The following is a 17,262-nucleotide window of genomic DNA, read 5'->3' on the forward strand; positions in this document are numbered from 1 at the left end:
CCAGCGCCGGATGCGGCCCCGACGCGCCGGGTGCTTAGCGGCGCTGGAAGGTCAGATAATGCGGCACCCGGCCTTCGCGCAGCGCCTTTTGTTCATAGCGGGTCGGGGTCCAGTCGGACCACGGCTTGCGCCAATCCTCCGGCCCTTCGGCCAGCCAATCGAAATCGGGATGCGGCATCAGCTCTTCCAGCGTCTGGCGGACGTAATCGGGAATGTCGGTGGCCACCCGGAAAATCGCGCCGGGTTTCAGCACCCGGGCCAGCGGGTCCAGATGCTCGCGGGTGACAAAGCGGCGGCGATGGTGCCGCTTTTTCGGCCACGGATCGGGATAGAGCAGAAAGGCCCGGTCGATCGACGCATCTGGCAGCACATCGAAGAGGTCGCGCACATCGCCGGGATGCACCGCGATATTGGTAAGCCCGGCGCGGCGGATCTTGGTCAGCAGCATCGCCACGGCATTGACGAAGGGCTCGCAGCCGATCAGGCGGACGTCCGGGTTCAGGCCAGCCTGATGCGCCAGATGTTCGCCGCCGCCAAAGCCGATCTCAAGCCAAAGCGGATGGTCCCCAAAGCGGGCGGTCAGGTCCAGCGGCACGCGGTCGGGATTAACATCCCAGTCCACCGGGCCGGGGGAGAGCGCCTCAAGATCGTTCTCGAGGTAATCTTTCTGGTTGTCGCGCAGGGTCTTGCCGCGCAAGCGACCATAGAAATTGCGCCACGGGGCGCCGGAGGGGTGACGGTCAGGATCGGTCATGGCGCGGGGATGCGCAGTGCAGCGGAAAAGGTCAAGCCCTTCTGTAGGGGGAGGCGCCACTGATCGACGGCAGCGCGACGAAACCGGGGCCCTCCCGCCCCCGGCACGGCGCGGCGTTGCCGCTGGGCCGGCGTAGGGCCGGGCAGCCCGCGCGAGGCGCGGGCTGCGGTTGCGCCCTACGGAGGCGGATCAGTTGTGGTGGGAGTCGTGGTGACGGGAACGCTCGCGGCGGCGGGTTACGACCACACCGGCAGCGAGCGCGGCGAGAATGATCAACAGCGGTACATTTGCCACCCGCGCAAACAGGGTCGGCGGCAGCGCGGCGGGCAAGGCCGCATCCAGCGCCCCCTCGACGTTCAGCGGCAGTGCGGACACAATTCGCCCGGCAGGATCGATCACCGCCGAAATGCCCGTATTGGCCGCCCGCACCAACGGCAACCCCTGCTCGACCGCGCGCATCCGCGCCTGATCGAGATGCTGTTGCGGCCCGGCAAAGTTGCCGAACCACGCGTCATTGGTGATCTGCACGATCCAGTCGGGCCGCTGCCCCGGCACCTGTGCATGGCGCGGAAAGATCGCCTCGTAGCAGATCAGCGGCAGCACCCGGCCCAGCGACCGACCGGAGGGGGGCGTTTGCGCCGTCAGGTCGAGCACCGCGGGCCCCGGCCCGGCATCAAAGCCGCCCAGACGGTCCGTGGCCAAGCCGGTCCACCCCAGACGGCGCACCAGCGCACCGCCGGGAATGTATTCGCCGAACGGGACAAGGTGGTGCTTGTCATAGACATCCGTGATCGCGCCCTCGGCATCGATCACCGCGAGGGAATTCAGCAGGCGCGGACCGTCGATCCGTTGTGCCCCGACCAGCACCGGCGCGCCGCCTGCGGCGTCGGCGATGTCGGCGTCGGCCCAAGGACGGGAGCCAAGCAGATACGGCAGCGAGACCTCGGGCCAGACCACGACATCAGGCGCGGACGGAGCCACGACATCAGGCGCGGAAGACTCCGTGGCCCCTTGCGCGGTCCCAGCCGCAACGTCCGGCACCGGCACACTGCCCCACCGGGTCAGGTCAAGCTGGCGCGCCCAGAACACCGGCATCATCTCGGGCAGCCATTTCTGATCCTGCGGCGCATTTGGCTGGATCACCCGGACGATGGGCGCGTCGGCGGGGGCCTTGCGGGGAATGGCGCGGTCGCGGGCTGCGCCGGCCAGAAAGGCGCCGCCGAGCACCAAGACGGCGGCCCCAAGCGCCAGCCCCTGCTGCTGGCGTGACCGCAGCACCAGCGCCTGTGCCACTAGCAGCGCAATCGCCACGGTCAGCGCCCCTAACGCGTGCGGCCCGCCCCACCCCGCCAGCAACCGCAGCGGCGTGTCGATCCAGATCGTGCCAAGCAATCCCCACGGGAAACCGGTGAAGATGACCGAGCGCAGCATCTCGGACAAGGTGAAGGTGACGATCAGCGCCAGTCCGACCCGCCCAAATGCGCCATCAGGCGTGGGTTTGGCAGCCCAGACTGCCAGACCAAAGGCTAGCCCCCAGAACAGTGCCAGCCCACCAGCCATCAGCACCAAGGCAAACGGCGCCATCCAGCCATGCCGGGCGATATCGACGAGAAATGGCTCGACAATCCAATGCAGGGTCACGGCGAAATAGCCCGCTCCGAAAGCCCAGCCCAGACCGGCCGCCTGCCGCACAGTGCGGCCCCGCAAACACAGGACCAGCGCCAGCGCCAAAGCGGCCAAGGCCACCAGCGGCAAAGCAAACGGCGCCTGCCCCAAGGCCACGCCGCCGCCAAGACCCGCCGCCGCCAAAGCCCGGCGGCGCGCCGTCCAACCTGTCACGGAAGCCGCGACCGTGGTTTCAGTTGGCATCCGGTCGCGCACCGGGCAGCGCAATCCGCAGCCGTTTGATCCGGCGTGGGTCGGCATCGACCACCTCAATCTCGGCCCCGGAGGGATGCTGAACGATCTCACCCCGCGCCGGAACCCGGCCAATCAACACGAAGACCAAGCCGCCCAGCGTATCGGTGTCTTCCGTCGCCTCCGGCAGGGACAGATCAAAGTTGATTTCTTCTTCAAACTCATCCAACGGCGCCCGAGCGAGGGCCAGATAAATTCCCGGACGTTCTTCGGTCCAGAGCTGAGCCTCGTCGACATCGTGCTCGTCCTCGATCTCGCCGATCACCTGCTCGATCAGATCCTCGATCGTGACCAAACCATCGGTGCCGCCATATTCATCGATTACCAGCGCCATATGGGTCCGCTGGCTTTGCATCTTCTGCAACAGAACACCGATGGGCATGGAGGGCGGCGCGTAGATCATCGGCCGCATCAACGACTGCATGTCAAATTCAGCCGCGTCGCCATTGAAGCCGTGCTTCATCGCCACATCTTTGAGGTGAACCATGCCCAACGGCATGTCCAATGTCCCCTCATAGACCGGCAAACGGGTGAAGCCGCTTTCCCGAAATGCGGCGATCAGGTCATCGAGCCCGATCTCACTTGGCACCGCGTCGATCTCGCCCTTGGGCGTGGCGACATCGGCAATCCGCATCCGGCGCAGGTTGGACAGGCTAAGCCCGCCCCCGTTGCCGGATATCAGGGGGTGATTCTCGGCCTCGGCAATAATCTCGGCGTCAGAATGTCGATTGGTTCTACGGCCCGGCCACAAATTAAAGCGTGACAAGACCCCAGCAGAGGGAAGGTTTTCGTCAGAATGCGCGCCATGCGCTGCGTTAGACGGCCCGTCGGCGTCCATCATGTCCTCAATCCAGTTGTCGGGCCCGTTGTGGCCCATCATCGCAATATGGGTCAGAAACGCCCATGACTTCAAGTATCTCTACCTCCAGACGCTCCATCAATAGGGCATCTTGGTCACGGACATGGTCATATCCCAGCAAATGCAGGATGCCGTGCACAAGAAGATGGCGGGTGTGGTCGGCAAGGGTCAGCCCGGCAGCCGCAGCTTCGGCGGCGCAGGTCTGGTAGGCGATGGCGATATCGCCCAGTTCAATAGGCTCGCCCGGCATGTCAGGCAGCGGCGGCAGCGGATCGCCGCCTGCCGTTTCTGCACCGCGTTCCTCGGACGGCCAAGACAGCACATTGGTCGCCGTGGCCTTATTGCGGAAGCTGCCGTTTAAAGCAGCAATCCGGGCATCATCACAGCCCAGAAGGCTGATTTCAAACTCAGCCGGATCATAGCCGAAGCGCGCCAAGGTCGCCTGCGCCGCGGCTTGCGCCAGCGCATCCAGACCAAGCTGGCCCCAAGCGTCTTCTTCCAGTGTCAGGTCAACCGGTTTGTGCATCAGCCGCGTCATAGGCCTCGATGATGGCGGCGACAAGGGGATGTCGGACAACATCCTTGGCGGTAAAATAGTTGAACGAGATTTTCGGGATGTGCCCCAGCAGCGATTCGGCTTCGCGCAAGCCGCTTTGCACCCCACGTGGCAGGTCGATCTGGGTGCGGTCACCGGTGATGACCATGCGCGACCCTTCGCCAAGCCGGGTCAGGAACATCTTCATCTGCATGGTGGTCGCATTCTGGGCCTCGTCCAGCACCACGAAGGCATTGGACAGGGTCCGCCCACGCATGAAGGCCAGCGGCGCGATCTCGATCTTTTTGTCTTCCAGCAGCTTGGCCACTTGCCGACTGGGCAGGAAATCATTCAGCGCGTCATAAAGCGGCTGCATGTAGGGATCGACTTTTTCCTTCATGTCACCGGGCAAAAATCCCAACCGCTCGCCCGCCTCAACCGCCGGTCGGCTGAGGATGATCTTGTCCACATGACCGCCGACGAACATCGACACGCCCACAGCAACCGCCAGATAGGTCTTGCCGGTGCCCGCAGGCCCGATGCCAAAGGCCAGCTCGTTCTTGAACAGAGAGGCCACATAGGCCTTTTGCGCCGCTGTGCGTGGCTCTACCGTCTTGCGCGGGGTCCGCACTTCGACCGCGCCACGGCTGAACATTTCCAGCTGACTGGCCCCAGCAGGCGGCGCGTCAGACGCCCCGCCCATCCGCATTTGGCCGTCAATATCGCCGGGTTCGACCGGACGTCCCTGCTCCAGCCGGGCATAGAGCGCGTTCAGGACCTCGGCAGCACGGGCCTGACTGTCGGACGCGCCCAGCAATGCGAGCTGGTTGCCGCGCCGGATGATCTGCACCTCCAGCGCCGTCTCGATCTGGGTCAGGTTGCGGTCAAATTCGCCGCACAGGTCGATCAGTAGTCGATTGTCGGGAAACTCGAGATGGATCTCGGGGATGGTCCCGGCAGGGTGAAGCGGGTTCAGCAGACTGGTGTCCAACAATTTCTCCTTGGTCAGAGCCCTCTTTTAGAGCCTGACGCCTTGACAGGGACATGGCAAGCGAAGTTCTGAATTTGTTGCACAGCCGTTACGATTGGCTGCACATCTTTGCTTAAGGCTTAAGCACCGTCCCAGACAAAGAGTTCCGCGCGCTGGCATCAATCCGCACTGGAACCACCTGCCCGATCAGGGCCGGATCCGCCACGGCATGGACCGAATGCAGATGATCGGACTTGCCGATCAGCTGCCCTTCCATCCGGCCGATTTTTTCAAACAACACCCCGACCTCGCGGCCAATCATGGCGTCTTGGGCGGCGTATTGCTGTTCGGACAGCAAGGCTTGCAACCGGTGCAGGCGGTCGGTGGCCACCGCTTCGGGCACCGGGGTGCGTTCTGCCGCTGGCGTACCGGGGCGCGGCGAATACTTAAAGGAATAGGCCTGACCGTAGCCGACCGTCCGGACCAAATCCATGGTCGCGTCAAACTCGGCGTCGGTTTCGCCGGGGAAGCCGACAATGAAATCGCCCGACAGCAGCAGATCGGGACGGACGGCGCGAATCCGCTCGATCAGGCGCAAATAGCCCTCGGCAGTGTGGTTGCGGTTCATCGCCTTCAGCACCCGATCAGAGCCCGACTGCACCGGCAGATGCAGATAGGGCATCAGTTCCGGGCAATCACCATGGGCGGCGATCAAGTCGTCTTCCATGTCATTGGGATGCGAGGTGGTATAGCGCAGCCGCGCCAATCCATCGATCTCGGCCAAGGCGCGGATCAGCTGCGCCAATCCCCACTCACGGCCATCGGGTCCGGTGCCGTGATAGGCATTGACGTTCTGGCCCAGCAAAGTGATCTCGCGCACGCCGCGCGCCACCAGATCACGCGCTTCGGTCAACAGCCGGTCCACCGGACGGCTGACTTCCGAGCCGCGGGTATAGGGCACAACGCAGAAGGTACAGAACTTGTCGCAGCCTTCCTGCACGGTCATGAACGCCGACGGCGCCCGGGCGGCGGTCGGGCGCTTGCCCAGTTGATCGAACTTAGTTTCCGCGGGGAAATCGGTATCAAGCGCGGTCTTGCCGGTCTGAATCCGCGCCTCCATTTCTGGCAGGCGGTGATAGCTTTGCGGCCCGACCACAAGATCGACGATGGGCTGACGGCGCAGAATCTCGGCCCCCTCGGCCTGGGCGACGCAACCGGCAACGCCAATTTTCAGGTCTGGTCGCGCGTCTTTCAGCGGCTTCATCCGCCCCAGTTCGGAATAGACCTTTTCAGCCGCCTTTTCGCGAATGTGGCAGGTGTTGAGCAGGATCAGGTCAGCCTCGTCCGCCGTGGCCACCTGTGTATAGCCCGAACCGCCCAAGCTTTCGGCCATCCGTTCGCTGTCATAGACATTCATCTGACAGCCATAGGTCTTGATAAAGAGTTTCTTCGCGTCGGACATGAAGCGCGGCCTTTGACTACAGGGAACGGGGCGTGGCGCGGACTACCACAAAGCCCGGCCCGACCGCAATCACTGCGACACCCGACCTAACGTCGGCGCAGGCGGATCACCACGTCAACCTTGGCGATCTCGGCACCTTCCGGCGCGTTGGGCAGGCGCGAAATGACCAATTCGTTCGCCGGGGCATCAGTCAGGCGGGCGCTGTCTTCCCAATAGAAATGCGGGTGATCGTCGGTTCTGGTGTCGAAATAGGACTTGGTGCCATCGACGGTGACTTCTTGCATCAACCCGGCATCACAGAAAGCGCGCAACGTATTATAGACCGTCGCAAGGGCGACTTTCTCGCCGCCGCGCACCACATCGGCATACAGGCTTTCCGCCGTCACATGGCGATTTTCACCATCCCCAACCAGCAAAGCGGCCAGCATCAAGCGCTGCCGCGTTGGGCGCAGCCCAGCCGTCGCCAGCCACGCTGTACCACGGTTGCGGGCGTCAGGATCACATGAAGAGGGACTATTTTGTTGCATCACACCCTACCTATAAAGCGCGACGCCGCCACTTTTCAATTGAAATTCAGCCGCATCCCAAGGAAGCCCCAGATGCGCTGCGCCCTTTACTAGGGTCGAAGTCGGGTGCTAATGGGTAAAAAACAATGGAATCCATAGGGACGGAGCAGCAGCCAATGGCCGATTTCCCAACGCAATTCAACAAGGACGACCTGCTGGCCTGCGCCCGGGGCGAACTTTTTGGACCCGGCAATGCGCAACTTCCGCTGCCACCGATGTTGATGATGGACCGGATCACGGACATCTCGGCGGATGGGGGCACGCATGGCAAGGGCCATGTGGTTGCAGAATTCGACATCCAGCCAGACCTGTGGTTCTTCGAATGCCATTTTCCCGGCAATCCGGTGATGCCCGGCTGTCTGGGGCTGGACGGGCTGTGGCAACTGACCGGATTCAATCTGGGCTGGCGCGGCTGGCAGGGGCAAGGTTTTGCCCTTGGCGTCGGCGAGGTCAAATTGAGTGGCATGGTCACCCCTTCCCGAAAGCGGCTGACTTACTATGTTGACTTCACCCGGGTCATTGACCGCAGGCTGAAGATGGGCGTCGCCAATGGCCGGGTTCTGGCCGATGGCGAAGAAATCTACGTCGTCAAAGATATGAAAGTCGGTCTGGCCGCTGCGGACGCATAAGCGACGCACCCAGTCCCACCGATCCAAAGGAGAGCGCAATGCGTCGCGTCGTTATCACCGGCTTGGGGATTGTCTCCCCCATCGGCAACACCGCCGAAGAAGTCACCGAAAGCCTGAAGACCAGCCGGTCTGGCATCCGGGCCGAAGAACGCTATGCCGAATTGGGCTTTCGCAGCCGGGTCGCGGGCATTCCGCAGATCAATCTGGAAGAAGCCGTCGACAAGCGCCAGTTGCGCTTTATGGGGCCGACCGCGGCCTATGCCTATCTGGCGATGCAGAACGCCATCGCCGATAGCGGATTGACCGAAGCCGAAGTCAGCAATGAGCGGACCGGTCTGGTTGCCGGCTCTGGCGGGCCGTCGACGTCGAACCTGTTCTCGGCGCACCAGACGGTGATCGAGAAAGGCGCGCCCAAGCGGATGGGGCCCTTCATGGTGACCCGCTGCATGTCGTCGACGGTCTCGGCCTGTCTGGCCACCCCGTTCAAGATCAAGGGCGTCAACTATTCGATCACCTCGGCCTGTTCGACCAGCGCCCATTGCATCGGCAATGGCACGGAACTGATCCAGATGGGCAAGCAGGACGTGGTCTTTGCTGGCGGCGGCGAAGAGGTCGATTGGACCCTGTCCTGCCTGTTCGATGCCATGGGCGCGATGTCCTCAAAGTATAACGACACCCCTGAGACGGCCAGCCGCGCCTTTGATGCCACCCGCGACGGGTTTGTCATCGGTGGCGGCGGCGGCATGGTGGTTCTGGAAGAACTGGAACACGCGCTGGCCCGCGGCGCCAAGATCTATGCCGAAGTCACCGGCTACGGCGCCACCTCTGACGGGCACGACATGGTCGCCCCCTCGGGCGAGGGCGGCGAGCGGTCGATGCGGCAGGCGCTGTCCACCATCGGCGACCGCAAGGTCGATTATATCAACGCGCACGGCACCTCGACCCAAGCTGGCGACGTCACCGAAGTCGAAGCCGTGCGCCGGGTCTTTGGCACCGGAACCACACCGCCGATTTCATCGACCAAATCCCTGACCGGCCATTCACTTGGCGCGACCGGGGTGCAGGAAGCGATCTATTGCATGTTGATGATGCAGCATGATTTTATCGCGGCCTCGGCCAATATCACCGAGTTGGACCCAGCGATCAATCCGGGCGAGATCGCCACAACCCGCGTCGACAATGCCGGGTTGGACACGGTCCTGTCCAACAGCTTTGGCTTCGGCGGCACCAATGCCACGCTGATCCTCAGCAAATATCACGGGTAACAGCATGGCAAATCTGATGACCGGAAAACGCGGCCTGATCATGGGGGTCGCGAACGAACGCTCCATCGCGTGGGGCATTGCCCGCGCGCTGGCCGCCGAGGGGGCCGAGTTGGCCTTCAGCTATCAGGGCGACGCCTTTGGCAAACGGGTCGAGCCGCTGGCCGCGTCGGTCGGATCGGACCTTTTGGTTGATGTTGATGTCTCGGATGAGGCCTCGCTTGATGCCTGTTTCGCCACCTTGGGCGAACGCTGGGACAGTCTGGATTTTGTCGTCCACGCCATCGCCTTTTCCGACAAAGCCGAGTTGCAGGGCCGGTTCATCGACACCAGCCGTGCCAACTTTCAGAACTCGCTGGCGATCTCCTGCTACTCGCTGATTGATGTTGCCCGCCGGGCACGGCCGATGATGACCAATGGCGGCACCATCCTGACCCTGACCTATCAGGGCTCAAACTTGGTGACGCCGTTCTACAACGTCATGGGCGTGGCCAAGGCCGCCTTGGAAAGTGCCGTGCGCTATCTGGCCAATGACCTTGGCCCCGAAGGCATCCGGGTCAACGCGATCTCACCCGGCCCGATGAAGACCTTGGCCGGGGCGGCCATCGGTGGGGCGCGCAAAACCTATCGCCACACCGAAATGAATGCGCCGCTGCGGTCCAACGCGACGCTGGATGCGGTCGGCGGCACGGCGGTTTATCTGGCATCGGATTATGGAGCCTGCACCACGGGCGAGATTGTCCGGGTCGATGGCGGCTATCACGTCCTTGGCATGGCCCAGTCCGAAAATCTGTGATCACGGCCTCGAAAGAGACCACACGACCGGGGACGTCCTGCCTGTCTGGTAAGCACAGGCAGGGCTGATCCAAGCCATCTGACGGTTTTTGGGGCAATTTGCATTGCGTTCTCATGCCTGCCCACGTCTAGTGGGCGATGAACCAGTCTAAGGCGAGCCCCCATGTCGATTACCGCAAGCGTCTATCACCTCACCCACTACAAGTATGACCGGCCCGTCACGCTTGGGCCACAGGTGATCCGATTGCGACCAGCGGCCCATTCGCGGACCCGGGTGATTTCCCATTCCCTTAAGGTGTCGCCCGGCGGCTATTTCGAGAATCACCAGCAAGATCCCTATGGCAACTGGCTGGCCCGGTTTGTCTTTCCCGAACCAGTGCGCGAGCTGAAGATCGAGGTCGATCTTGTGGCCGACATGTCGGTCTATAACCCGTTCGATTTCTTCGTCGAGGAATTCGCCGAAGACTTCCCGTTTGAATACCCCGACGATATCAGCCCGGACCTGTCGATTTATCTCAAGCCCGAGCCGATGGGCCCGCATCTGAAGAAATTCATGACCACGATCTCGCGCAACAAGCTGCGCACGATCGATTTTCTGGTGGGCCTGAATGCGCGGCTGGCCAGCGAGATTGGCTATGTAATCCGGCTGGAACCGGGCGTGCAGACCCCCGAGGAAACCTTTGAAACCGGTAAGGGATCGTGCCGCGACACCAGCTGGCTGTTGGTTCAAGTTCTGCGCAATCTAGGTTTGGCGGCGCGGTTTGTCTCGGGCTACCTGATCCAGCTGAAACCCGACCTGAAGGCGCTTGATGGCCCCTCGGGGACCGAGGTCGACTTCACCGATTTGCACGCGTGGTGCGAGGTTTATCTGCCCGGCGCAGGCTGGGTCGGGCTTGATCCGACCTCGGGCTTGTTGACCGGCGAAAGCCACATCCCGCTGGCCGCAACGCCGCATTACCGCAACGCCGCACCGATTTCGGGCATGGCCACCGCCGCAGAAGTCGAGTTCGACTTCGCCATGACCGTCACCCGCACCGCCGAGCATCCGCGCATCACCAAGCCGTTTTCGGACGACGCGTGGACCGCGCTGAACAAGCTGGGCAATGACGTCGACAAACGCTTGAAAGAGGGGGATGTCCGCCTGACGATGGGCGGCGAGCCGACCTTTGTGTCGATTGACGATTTTGAAGCCGATGAATGGAACTCGGGCGCCGTTGGCCCCACCAAGCGCGCGTTGGCCGATCAGTTGATCCGGCGGCTGCGCGACCGTTTCGCGCCGGGCGGCTTCCTGCATTACGGTCAGGGCAAGTGGTACCCGGGCGAGACCTTGCCGCGCTGGACGTTCTCACTGTACTGGCGGGCCGATGAAAAGCCGATCTGGAATGACGTCGATCTGATCGCCGAAGAAAAATCTGACAACAAGGTTGGTCCGGCCGAAGCCGAGCAACTGCTGAAAACGATTGCCGAAACTCTGGAGGTCTCGGGCGAGAACGTTGTGGCCGCCTATGAGGACACCGCCGAATGGCTGGCCAAGGAAGCCAATCTGCCGGTCAACGTCACCCCCGAAAACTCCAAACTGAAAGACCCCGAAGAACGCCACCGCCTTGCCAAAGTGTTCGAGCGCGGCCTTACCGAACCCTCGGGCTTTGCTCTGCCGATCCAGCGGTGGCAGGCCAAAGCGACGGCGGGCTGGCGGTCTGAGAAGTGGAAGCTGCGGCGCAAATATCTGTTTCTGGTGCCCGGCGACAGTCCAGTGGGCTACCGGTTGCCGCTGGGCACCCTGCCCTATGTGCGTCCGGTGGACTTTCCCTACAGCTATCCCGCCGATCCCACCGAAGACCGTGGCCCGCTGCCCAATTTCGGACCCGAGGCGATGGCCCAGACCGACCGGCGCGAACTGGCCCCGGCCAGCTTTACCGCCAGCGAGCAAGGCCAGACCCGCGTTCAGCAGATCATGGGCCAGACCGCCGAGCTTGATGGCCCGGTGCGCACCGCGATCAGTGTCGAACCGCGCGACGGACGCCTGTGCGTGTTCATGCCGCCAGTCGAGCGGATCGAAGACTATCTGGAACTGGTCGCCGCCGCCGAACACGCCGCCAAAACCGTTGGCCTGCCGGTTCACATCGAAGGCTACTCGCCGCCGCATGATCCGCGCATCAACGTGATCCGGGTCGCCCCCGATCCCGGCGTGCTAGAAGTCAACGTGCACCCCGCATCAACTTGGGGCGATTGCGTCGCCATCACCGAAGCCGTCTATGACGAGGCCCGCCAGTGCCGCCTCGGGGCGGACAAGTTCATGACCGATGGTCGCCACACCGGCACCGGCGGCGGCAATCATGTGGTGGTCGGCGGGGCCACCACCTTGGACAGCCCGTTCCTGCGCCGCCCCGACCTGCTGCGGTCCACCATCCTGCATTGGAACCGACACCCCAGCCTCAGCTATCTGTTCTCGGGCGTTTTTGTCGGCCCGACCAGTCAGGCCCCGCGGATCGACGAAGCCCGCAATGACAGTCTGTATGAACTGGAAATCGCGCTCGACCAGATCCCGCATCCCGATGCTGGCGAACCGCCCGCGCCGTGGCTGGTGGACCGGCTGCTACGCAATGCGATGATCGACGTCACCGGCAACACCCACCGGGCCGAAATTTGCATCGACAAGCTGTACTCGCCAGATGGCCCCACCGGGCGTTTGGGTTTGGTCGAATTCCGCGGCTTCGAGATGCCACCCGACCCGCGCATGAGCCTTGCCCAGCAGGTCTTGATCCGGGCGCTGATCACGCGGCTGTGGGAAGACCCGCTGGCCGGGCCGCTGACCCGTTGGGGTACGACCCTGCACGACCGGTACATGCTGCCCTATTACGTCTGGGAGGATTTCCTCGATGTGCTGCGTGACCTCAAAGATCACGGGCTCGACGTTGATCCCGACTGGTTTAAGGCACAGGCCGAATTCCGGTTCCCGTTCTGCGGCGAAATCACCGTCGAAGGCGTCAATCTTGAACTGCGCCAAGCGATGGAGCCCTGGCATGTGCTGGGCGAAACCGGCGCCATCGGCGGCACCGTGCGCTATACTGACAGTTCGGTCGAACGGATGCAGGTCCAACTGACCGGGGCCGATCCGTCGCGCTATACTGTGGCCGTGAATGGCCGGACCATCCCCCTGCACAAGACCAAAGAGAACGGGGTCGCGGTTGGGGCCGTGCGCTATAAAGCGTGGCAACCGTCGTCGTCCCTGCATCCGGTGTTGCCAGTGGACGCACCACTGACCTTTGACATCTATGATACATGGACCGGGCGGGCGTTGGGCGGCTGCACCTATCACGTGGCTCATCCCGGCGGACGCAGCTATGACACCTTCCCGATCAATGGCAACGAGGCCGAGGCCCGCCGCCTGTCGCGGTTCCAAGCTCATGGACATACCCCCGGCGCGTATGTTCCACCGACCGAAGTGCCGCATCCAGAGTTTCCCCTGACACTCGATCTGCGGCGCCGCCCCGGACTGTAAAATGACCCATTCTGCGGGGCGCGGCTCTGACGCACAGGTCGCGGCCCTCTTGCGCGATTACCGCACCGCTGCGGGGGTGTCCGATGAATTGTTCGGCCGTGACGGGACGTTGCGGCCGGTCTGGAAACCGTTCATTCGGCACCTTGCCGGTCTGACCGCCGATGAGATCGCGGCGCGCTTTGGCCGCGGGGATCGCCATTTGCATGACGCCGGGGTCTATTACCGCAAATACGACACCAGCGGCCCGTCAGAACGGGATTGGCCGCTAAGCCATATTCCAGTCATCATCCACGACACCGAATGGCAGACCATCGCCACCGGGCTGCGCCAACGTGCCGATCTTCTGGAGGCGGTGGCGGAAGACCTGTACGGCGAGAACAAGCTGATCTCTGAGGGCTATCTGCCGGCCTCGTTAACCGCCCAAAATCAGGCTTGGTTGCGGCCACTGGTGGGGGTCCGCCCTGTGTCGGGGCATCATCTGCACTTTCTGGCCTTCGAGATCGGGCGCGGGCCCGATGGCAAATGGTGGGTGCTGGGCGATCGGACCGAAGCCCCAAGCGGCGCGGGCTTTGCCCTTGAGAACCGCATCGCCAGCACTCGGATTTATCCGAATTTCTATGGCGATTCTGGCATTCACCGGCTGGCGGGCTTTTTCCGCGCATTTCAGACAGCTTTGACTGCGGGTCGCAGCGATCCCGACGGGTTGATCGCAATCCTGACCCCCGGCCCGATGAATGACGCCTATTTCGAGCACGCCTATGTCGCGCGGCACTTGGGCTTTCTGCTGGCGCAGGGCGAGGATCTGACGGTTCAAAACGGCAAGGTGATGGTGCGCACCGTTGACGGGCTGAAACCGGTCAGCGTGTTGTGGCGGCGTCTGGACGGGGCGACCTGCGATCCGATCGAACTGGACGAACATTCGGCCATTGGCACGCCGGGTCTGGTTGATGCTGTGCGGCAAGGCAATGTCAGTCTGGTGAACGCCCTTGGCAGCGGCGTGCTGGAAACTCGGGCGATGATGTCTTTCCTGCCCAAGATCAGCCGGGTCCTAACCGGTCAACCGCTGGCCTTGCCCAACATCGCGACATGGTGGTGCGGTCAAAAGCGCGAGCGCGACCACGTATTGGCCAACCGGGACACGATGATGATCGGCTCGGCCTACTCATCGCGATTGCCGTTCAACACCGAAGACGGATCCACCGTGAACCGGGTGGGCGCCAAAACATCGCTAGAGGAGCTGCTGGATCAGGATGGCCGCGATCTGGTGGGCCAAGAGGCGGTGACGCTGTCGACGACGCCGGTGTGGCATGACGGCCGACTGGTGCCGCGTCCGATGATCCTGCGGGTCTTTTTGGCCCGAACCAAGGACGGCTGGCAGGTCATGCCCGGCGGCTATGCCCGGGTCGGGTCGGGCCATAACACACCCGCGATCGCGATGCAGCAAGGCGGCGCGGTGGCCGATGTCTGGGTGCAGTCCGACCGCCCGAATCCGCAGATGCCCGCCCCGGCCCTTCGGACGCAGCAATTCGAGACCCAGATCGAAGAAGCCCTGCCCAGTCGCGCCGCCGACAACCTGTTCTGGCTGGGACGATACGTGGAACGGGCCGAGGGGAACATCCGACTGTTTCGCGCCTATTTCGCCCGCGAATCCGAAGGGGTGGCCCCGGATCGCCCCTTGCTGAAGGATTTGCGCCAAACCCTATCTCCCGGCGCGGGCAAGACCTTCCGCGACCTGACCGGAACCTTTGAATTGCCGCTGCAAGCCGCCTTGGCCAGTGCCGGACAGGTTCGCGACCGGCTGTCGGTGGATGCGCTGATGTCGTTGCGCGATCTGTCGAGTTCTGTTGCCAAAATGGCCGGACAAAGCCTGACCCCGGACGAGATCCCGCGCAAAGCCAGCGTGCTGCTGCGCAAGATCACCGGGTTTTCCGGGCTGGTCCATGAAAACATGTACCGCTCGACGGGGTGGCGGTTCCTCAGCCTTGGCATGTCGCTGGAACGGGCCGCGACCATGGCCACCGTGTTGGCCGCATTGGCCCATGAAGAGGCGGCAGAAGGCGCGCTGGAAGTCGTCTTGGAAGTCGGGGACAGCACCATGGCCCACCGCTTGCGCTATGCCGGCGGGGCCAGCCATCATAGCGTCGCGGATCTGATGGCGCTGGACGGCAAAAGCCCGCGCTCTATCCTCTATCACCTCAGCCGCAGCCGCAGCCATATCGACCACCTGCCCGGAAGCGCCGAACATGGCCGGATGTCACCGACCGCGCGGCTGGCGCTGCAATTGCAGACCCGGCTGGCGGTGGAAACCCCCGGCACACTGACCACGCGCAAGTTGCTGGACCTGCGCCGGGACATTTGGCGGCTGTCAGACCTTCTGACTCTGGCCTATCTGAAATGAGAGGCGCGCCGTGCAGTACAAAGTCCGCCTGACCGTCACCCACAATTACCCCGGCTCAGCCCGCAGCGGCCGACATCTGATCCGGCTCTTTCCGGCCAATCTGCCCGGCCGGCAGACGGTGCTGTCACGCCGCCTGTCGGTCGATCCACAGCCAGTGGAACAACGCGAGTTTGACGACTATTTCCAAAATTTCACCACCCTATTGGTGCATGACACCCCGCATGACACCATGGCGATCACCGCCCATGCACGGGTGAATTGCCTGCGCGTCGACGATCCCGGGCTGAACATCGCCCCGCCGCTATCGGCGCTGCCTTATGAACTGGACCGGGTGCAAAAACTTGAGGCACGCTCGCCGCATCACTATCTAGGGAAATCGCCCCGCATCGTGCCGGACCGGACCATCGCCGCCTACGCCGCGTCGCAGGTTAATGCCCAGATGACGACGGTGGATATCGTGCGGGCCATCGGCAGCGCGATTCATCGGGACATGACCTTTGATCCGCTCGCAACCGAAGTAGACACCTCGGCCCGAGAGGCCTTTGCCCTGCGGCGCGGCGTCTGTCAGGATTTTACCCATATCATGATCACTGGCTTGCGGGCGCTGGGAATTCCAGCGGGCTATGTCAGCGGGTATCTGCGCACCCGCCCGCCCGAAGGGCAGGCCCGGCTGGAAGGCGCTGACGCCATGCACGCTTGGGTGCAGGCTTGGTGCGGGTTCGAAACCGGTTGGATGGAATATGACCCGACCAATGCGGTGGAACCGGCGCAGGATCATATTGTGGTCGCTTATGGCCGCGATTATTCGGACATATCACCGGTAAAGGGGGTGCTGCGAACCGCAGGGCCGCATCAATATTCCCAAGCCGTGGATGTGGTTCCGGTCGACGAGGGCGCCTGAGCCACCCGGGTCCGAAACTGACCGTCCGCCTTGGTCAGAAAACGACAAAGGCCCGTGCGATTAAGCACGGACCCTTGGTCTGACCCGTCGCAAGGCGCAACACGCAACGGGTCAGAATACTGCCAGACGGACGTGCCGTTCGGCAAAGGCTAAAGCCAGATCAGTTGACCTGACGTGGCTCACTTACCGGGACGTCGCCCTTGCTGCCGCGGGCAATTTCGATGCGGCGCGGCTTCAGGGCTTCGGGCACTTCCCGAACCAGATCGATGTGCAGCATGCCATCCGCATTGGCGGCACCGGTGACACGGACATGATCGGCAAGGTGGAACCGGCGTTCAAAGGCGCGGGTGGCAATGCCACGATGCAGATAGGTGCGCTGGGTGTCTTCGGCGGCCTTGCGGGCCGAGACAATCAATGCGCGATCCCGCACTTCCACCGACAGTTCATCCTCGGCAAATCCCGCAACGGCAATGGAAATCCGCCAACCGTCTTCGTCGGTCTTTTCAATATTGTAAGGGGGGTAGGACGTCTGGCTTACTTCCGCAGCAAGCACCCGGTCCATCACATCGGCAACTTTGTCGAAGCCAACAGTGGCACGGTACAGGGGGGTCAAATCATAGTGTCGCATGGGTCATCCTCCATTGAGCGATAACAAGAAACAGCTTCCGTCTTGGACAGCCATTCGATCATTCCGGACCCCATAATGGCGATC

General features: G+C 62.9%; 14 protein-coding genes. 6 read left to right on the top strand and 8 right to left on the bottom strand.

What is annotated here, in order from left to right:
- Positions 1-34: 34 nt before the first annotated feature.
- From BV911_RS00880 to irrA, 7 genes are all read right to left on the bottom strand, one after another.
- Positions 35-754 (bottom strand): tRNA (guanosine(46)-N(7))-methyltransferase TrmB, encoded by a 720-nt coding sequence (locus BV911_RS00880; RefSeq protein WP_086051691.1) that lies wholly within the window; start codon positions 752-754, stop codon positions 35-37.
- A gap of 189 nt (positions 755-943) precedes the next feature.
- On the bottom strand, positions 944-2,680 hold the full coding sequence (gene lnt, locus BV911_RS00885; protein ID WP_240512093.1) for an apolipoprotein N-acyltransferase: 1,737 nt from the start codon (positions 2,678-2,680) through the stop codon (positions 944-946).
- Positions 2,613-3,512 (bottom strand): hemolysin family protein, encoded by a 900-nt coding sequence (locus BV911_RS00890; protein WP_086051692.1) that lies wholly within the window; start codon positions 3,510-3,512, stop codon positions 2,613-2,615. The genes lnt and BV911_RS00890 overlap by 68 nt, the downstream gene beginning before the upstream one ends.
- Before the next feature lie 4 nt (positions 3,513-3,516).
- A complete protein-coding gene (gene ybeY, locus BV911_RS00895; protein ID WP_086051693.1) occupies positions 3,517-4,056 on the bottom strand; it encodes an rRNA maturation RNase YbeY in 540 nt (179 codons plus the stop codon).
- Positions 4,040-5,056, bottom strand: a complete 1,017-nt coding sequence (locus BV911_RS00900) for a PhoH family protein (protein ID WP_086051694.1) — start codon at positions 5,054-5,056, stop codon at positions 4,040-4,042. The genes ybeY and BV911_RS00900 overlap by 17 nt, the downstream gene beginning before the upstream one ends.
- A gap of 112 nt (positions 5,057-5,168) precedes the next feature.
- Positions 5,169-6,497 (bottom strand): tRNA (N6-isopentenyl adenosine(37)-C2)-methylthiotransferase MiaB, encoded by a 1,329-nt coding sequence (gene miaB, locus BV911_RS00905; RefSeq protein WP_086051695.1) that lies wholly within the window; start codon positions 6,495-6,497, stop codon positions 5,169-5,171.
- Positions 6,498-6,583: 86 nt separating this feature from the next.
- A complete protein-coding gene (irrA, locus tag BV911_RS00910; RefSeq protein ID WP_086051696.1) occupies positions 6,584-7,024 on the bottom strand; it encodes an iron response transcriptional regulator IrrA in 441 nt (146 codons plus the stop codon).
- Between the two features lie 155 nt (positions 7,025-7,179).
- Here irrA and fabA point away from each other — a divergent pair, with 155 nt between their 5' ends.
- The 6 genes from fabA (at position 7,180) to BV911_RS00940 (ending at position 16,550) form a co-directional block, all read left to right on the top strand.
- Entirely contained in the window at positions 7,180-7,692 is a 513-nt protein-coding gene (gene fabA, locus BV911_RS00915; protein WP_086051697.1) for a bifunctional 3-hydroxydecanoyl-ACP dehydratase/trans-2-decenoyl-ACP isomerase, read from the top strand.
- Between the two features lie 38 nt (positions 7,693-7,730).
- The gene (fabB, locus tag BV911_RS00920) at positions 7,731-8,957 is read left to right on the top strand and encodes a beta-ketoacyl-ACP synthase I (protein ID WP_086051698.1); all 1,227 of its coding nucleotides are present in this window, start codon (positions 7,731-7,733) and stop codon (positions 8,955-8,957) included.
- A 4-nt stretch (positions 8,958-8,961) separates the two neighbouring features.
- A complete protein-coding gene (locus BV911_RS00925; protein ID WP_086051699.1) occupies positions 8,962-9,750 on the top strand; it encodes an enoyl-ACP reductase in 789 nt (262 codons plus the stop codon).
- 162 nt (positions 9,751-9,912) lie between these two features.
- Complete coding sequence (locus BV911_RS00930) at positions 9,913-13,251, top strand: DUF2126 domain-containing protein (RefSeq protein ID WP_086051700.1); 3,339 nt, start codon at positions 9,913-9,915, stop codon at positions 13,249-13,251.
- 1 nt (position 13,252) lies between these two features.
- The gene (locus tag BV911_RS00935; protein ID WP_086051701.1) at positions 13,253-15,649 is read left to right on the top strand and encodes a circularly permuted type 2 ATP-grasp protein; all 2,397 of its coding nucleotides are present in this window, start codon (positions 13,253-13,255) and stop codon (positions 15,647-15,649) included.
- 10 nt (positions 15,650-15,659) lie between these two features.
- Positions 15,660-16,550: a transglutaminase family protein gene (locus BV911_RS00940; protein WP_086051702.1), complete on the top strand. Its 891-nt coding sequence runs from the start codon at positions 15,660-15,662 to the stop codon at positions 16,548-16,550.
- Positions 16,551-16,710: 160 nt separating this feature from the next.
- Here BV911_RS00940 and BV911_RS00945 read toward each other — a convergent pair whose 3' ends face one another.
- Complete coding sequence (locus BV911_RS00945) at positions 16,711-17,178, bottom strand: Hsp20 family protein (RefSeq protein WP_086051703.1); 468 nt, start codon at positions 17,176-17,178, stop codon at positions 16,711-16,713.
- Between the last annotated feature and the right edge of the window lie 84 nt (positions 17,179-17,262).

The sequence above is a fragment of the Pseudoruegeria sp. SK021 genome, assembly GCF_002119405.1.
Classification (GTDB): domain Bacteria; phylum Pseudomonadota; class Alphaproteobacteria; order Rhodobacterales; family Rhodobacteraceae; genus Meridianimarinicoccus.

Bases quoted from the DNA above. Each gene is read 5' to 3' on its own strand.
- BV911_RS00930 (WP_086051700.1), top strand. From the start codon at position 9,913: ATGTCGATTACCGCAAGCGTCTATCACCTCACCCACTACAAGTATGAC.
- BV911_RS00880 (WP_086051691.1), bottom strand. From the start codon at position 754: ATGACCGATCCTGACCGTCACCCCTCCGGCGCCCCGTGGCGCAATTTC.
- lnt (WP_240512093.1), bottom strand. From the start codon at position 2,680: ATGCCGACCCACGCCGGATCAAACGGCTGCGGATTGCGCTGCCCGGTG.
- BV911_RS00935 (WP_086051701.1), top strand. From the start codon at position 13,253: ATGACCCATTCTGCGGGGCGCGGCTCTGACGCACAGGTCGCGGCCCTC.
- miaB (WP_086051695.1), bottom strand. From the start codon at position 6,497: ATGTCCGACGCGAAGAAACTCTTTATCAAGACCTATGGCTGTCAGATG.
- BV911_RS00890 (WP_086051692.1), bottom strand. From the start codon at position 3,512: ATGATGGACGCCGACGGGCCGTCTAACGCAGCGCATGGCGCGCATTCT.
- irrA (WP_086051696.1), bottom strand. From the start codon at position 7,024: ATGCAACAAAATAGTCCCTCTTCATGTGATCCTGACGCCCGCAACCGT.
- ybeY (WP_086051693.1), bottom strand. From the start codon at position 4,056: ATGCACAAACCGGTTGACCTGACACTGGAAGAAGACGCTTGGGGCCAG.
- fabB (WP_086051698.1), top strand. From the start codon at position 7,731: ATGCGTCGCGTCGTTATCACCGGCTTGGGGATTGTCTCCCCCATCGGC.
- fabA (WP_086051697.1), top strand. From the start codon at position 7,180: ATGGCCGATTTCCCAACGCAATTCAACAAGGACGACCTGCTGGCCTGC.
- BV911_RS00925 (WP_086051699.1), top strand. From the start codon at position 8,962: ATGGCAAATCTGATGACCGGAAAACGCGGCCTGATCATGGGGGTCGCG.
- BV911_RS00945 (WP_086051703.1), bottom strand. From the start codon at position 17,178: ATGCGACACTATGATTTGACCCCCCTGTACCGTGCCACTGTTGGCTTC.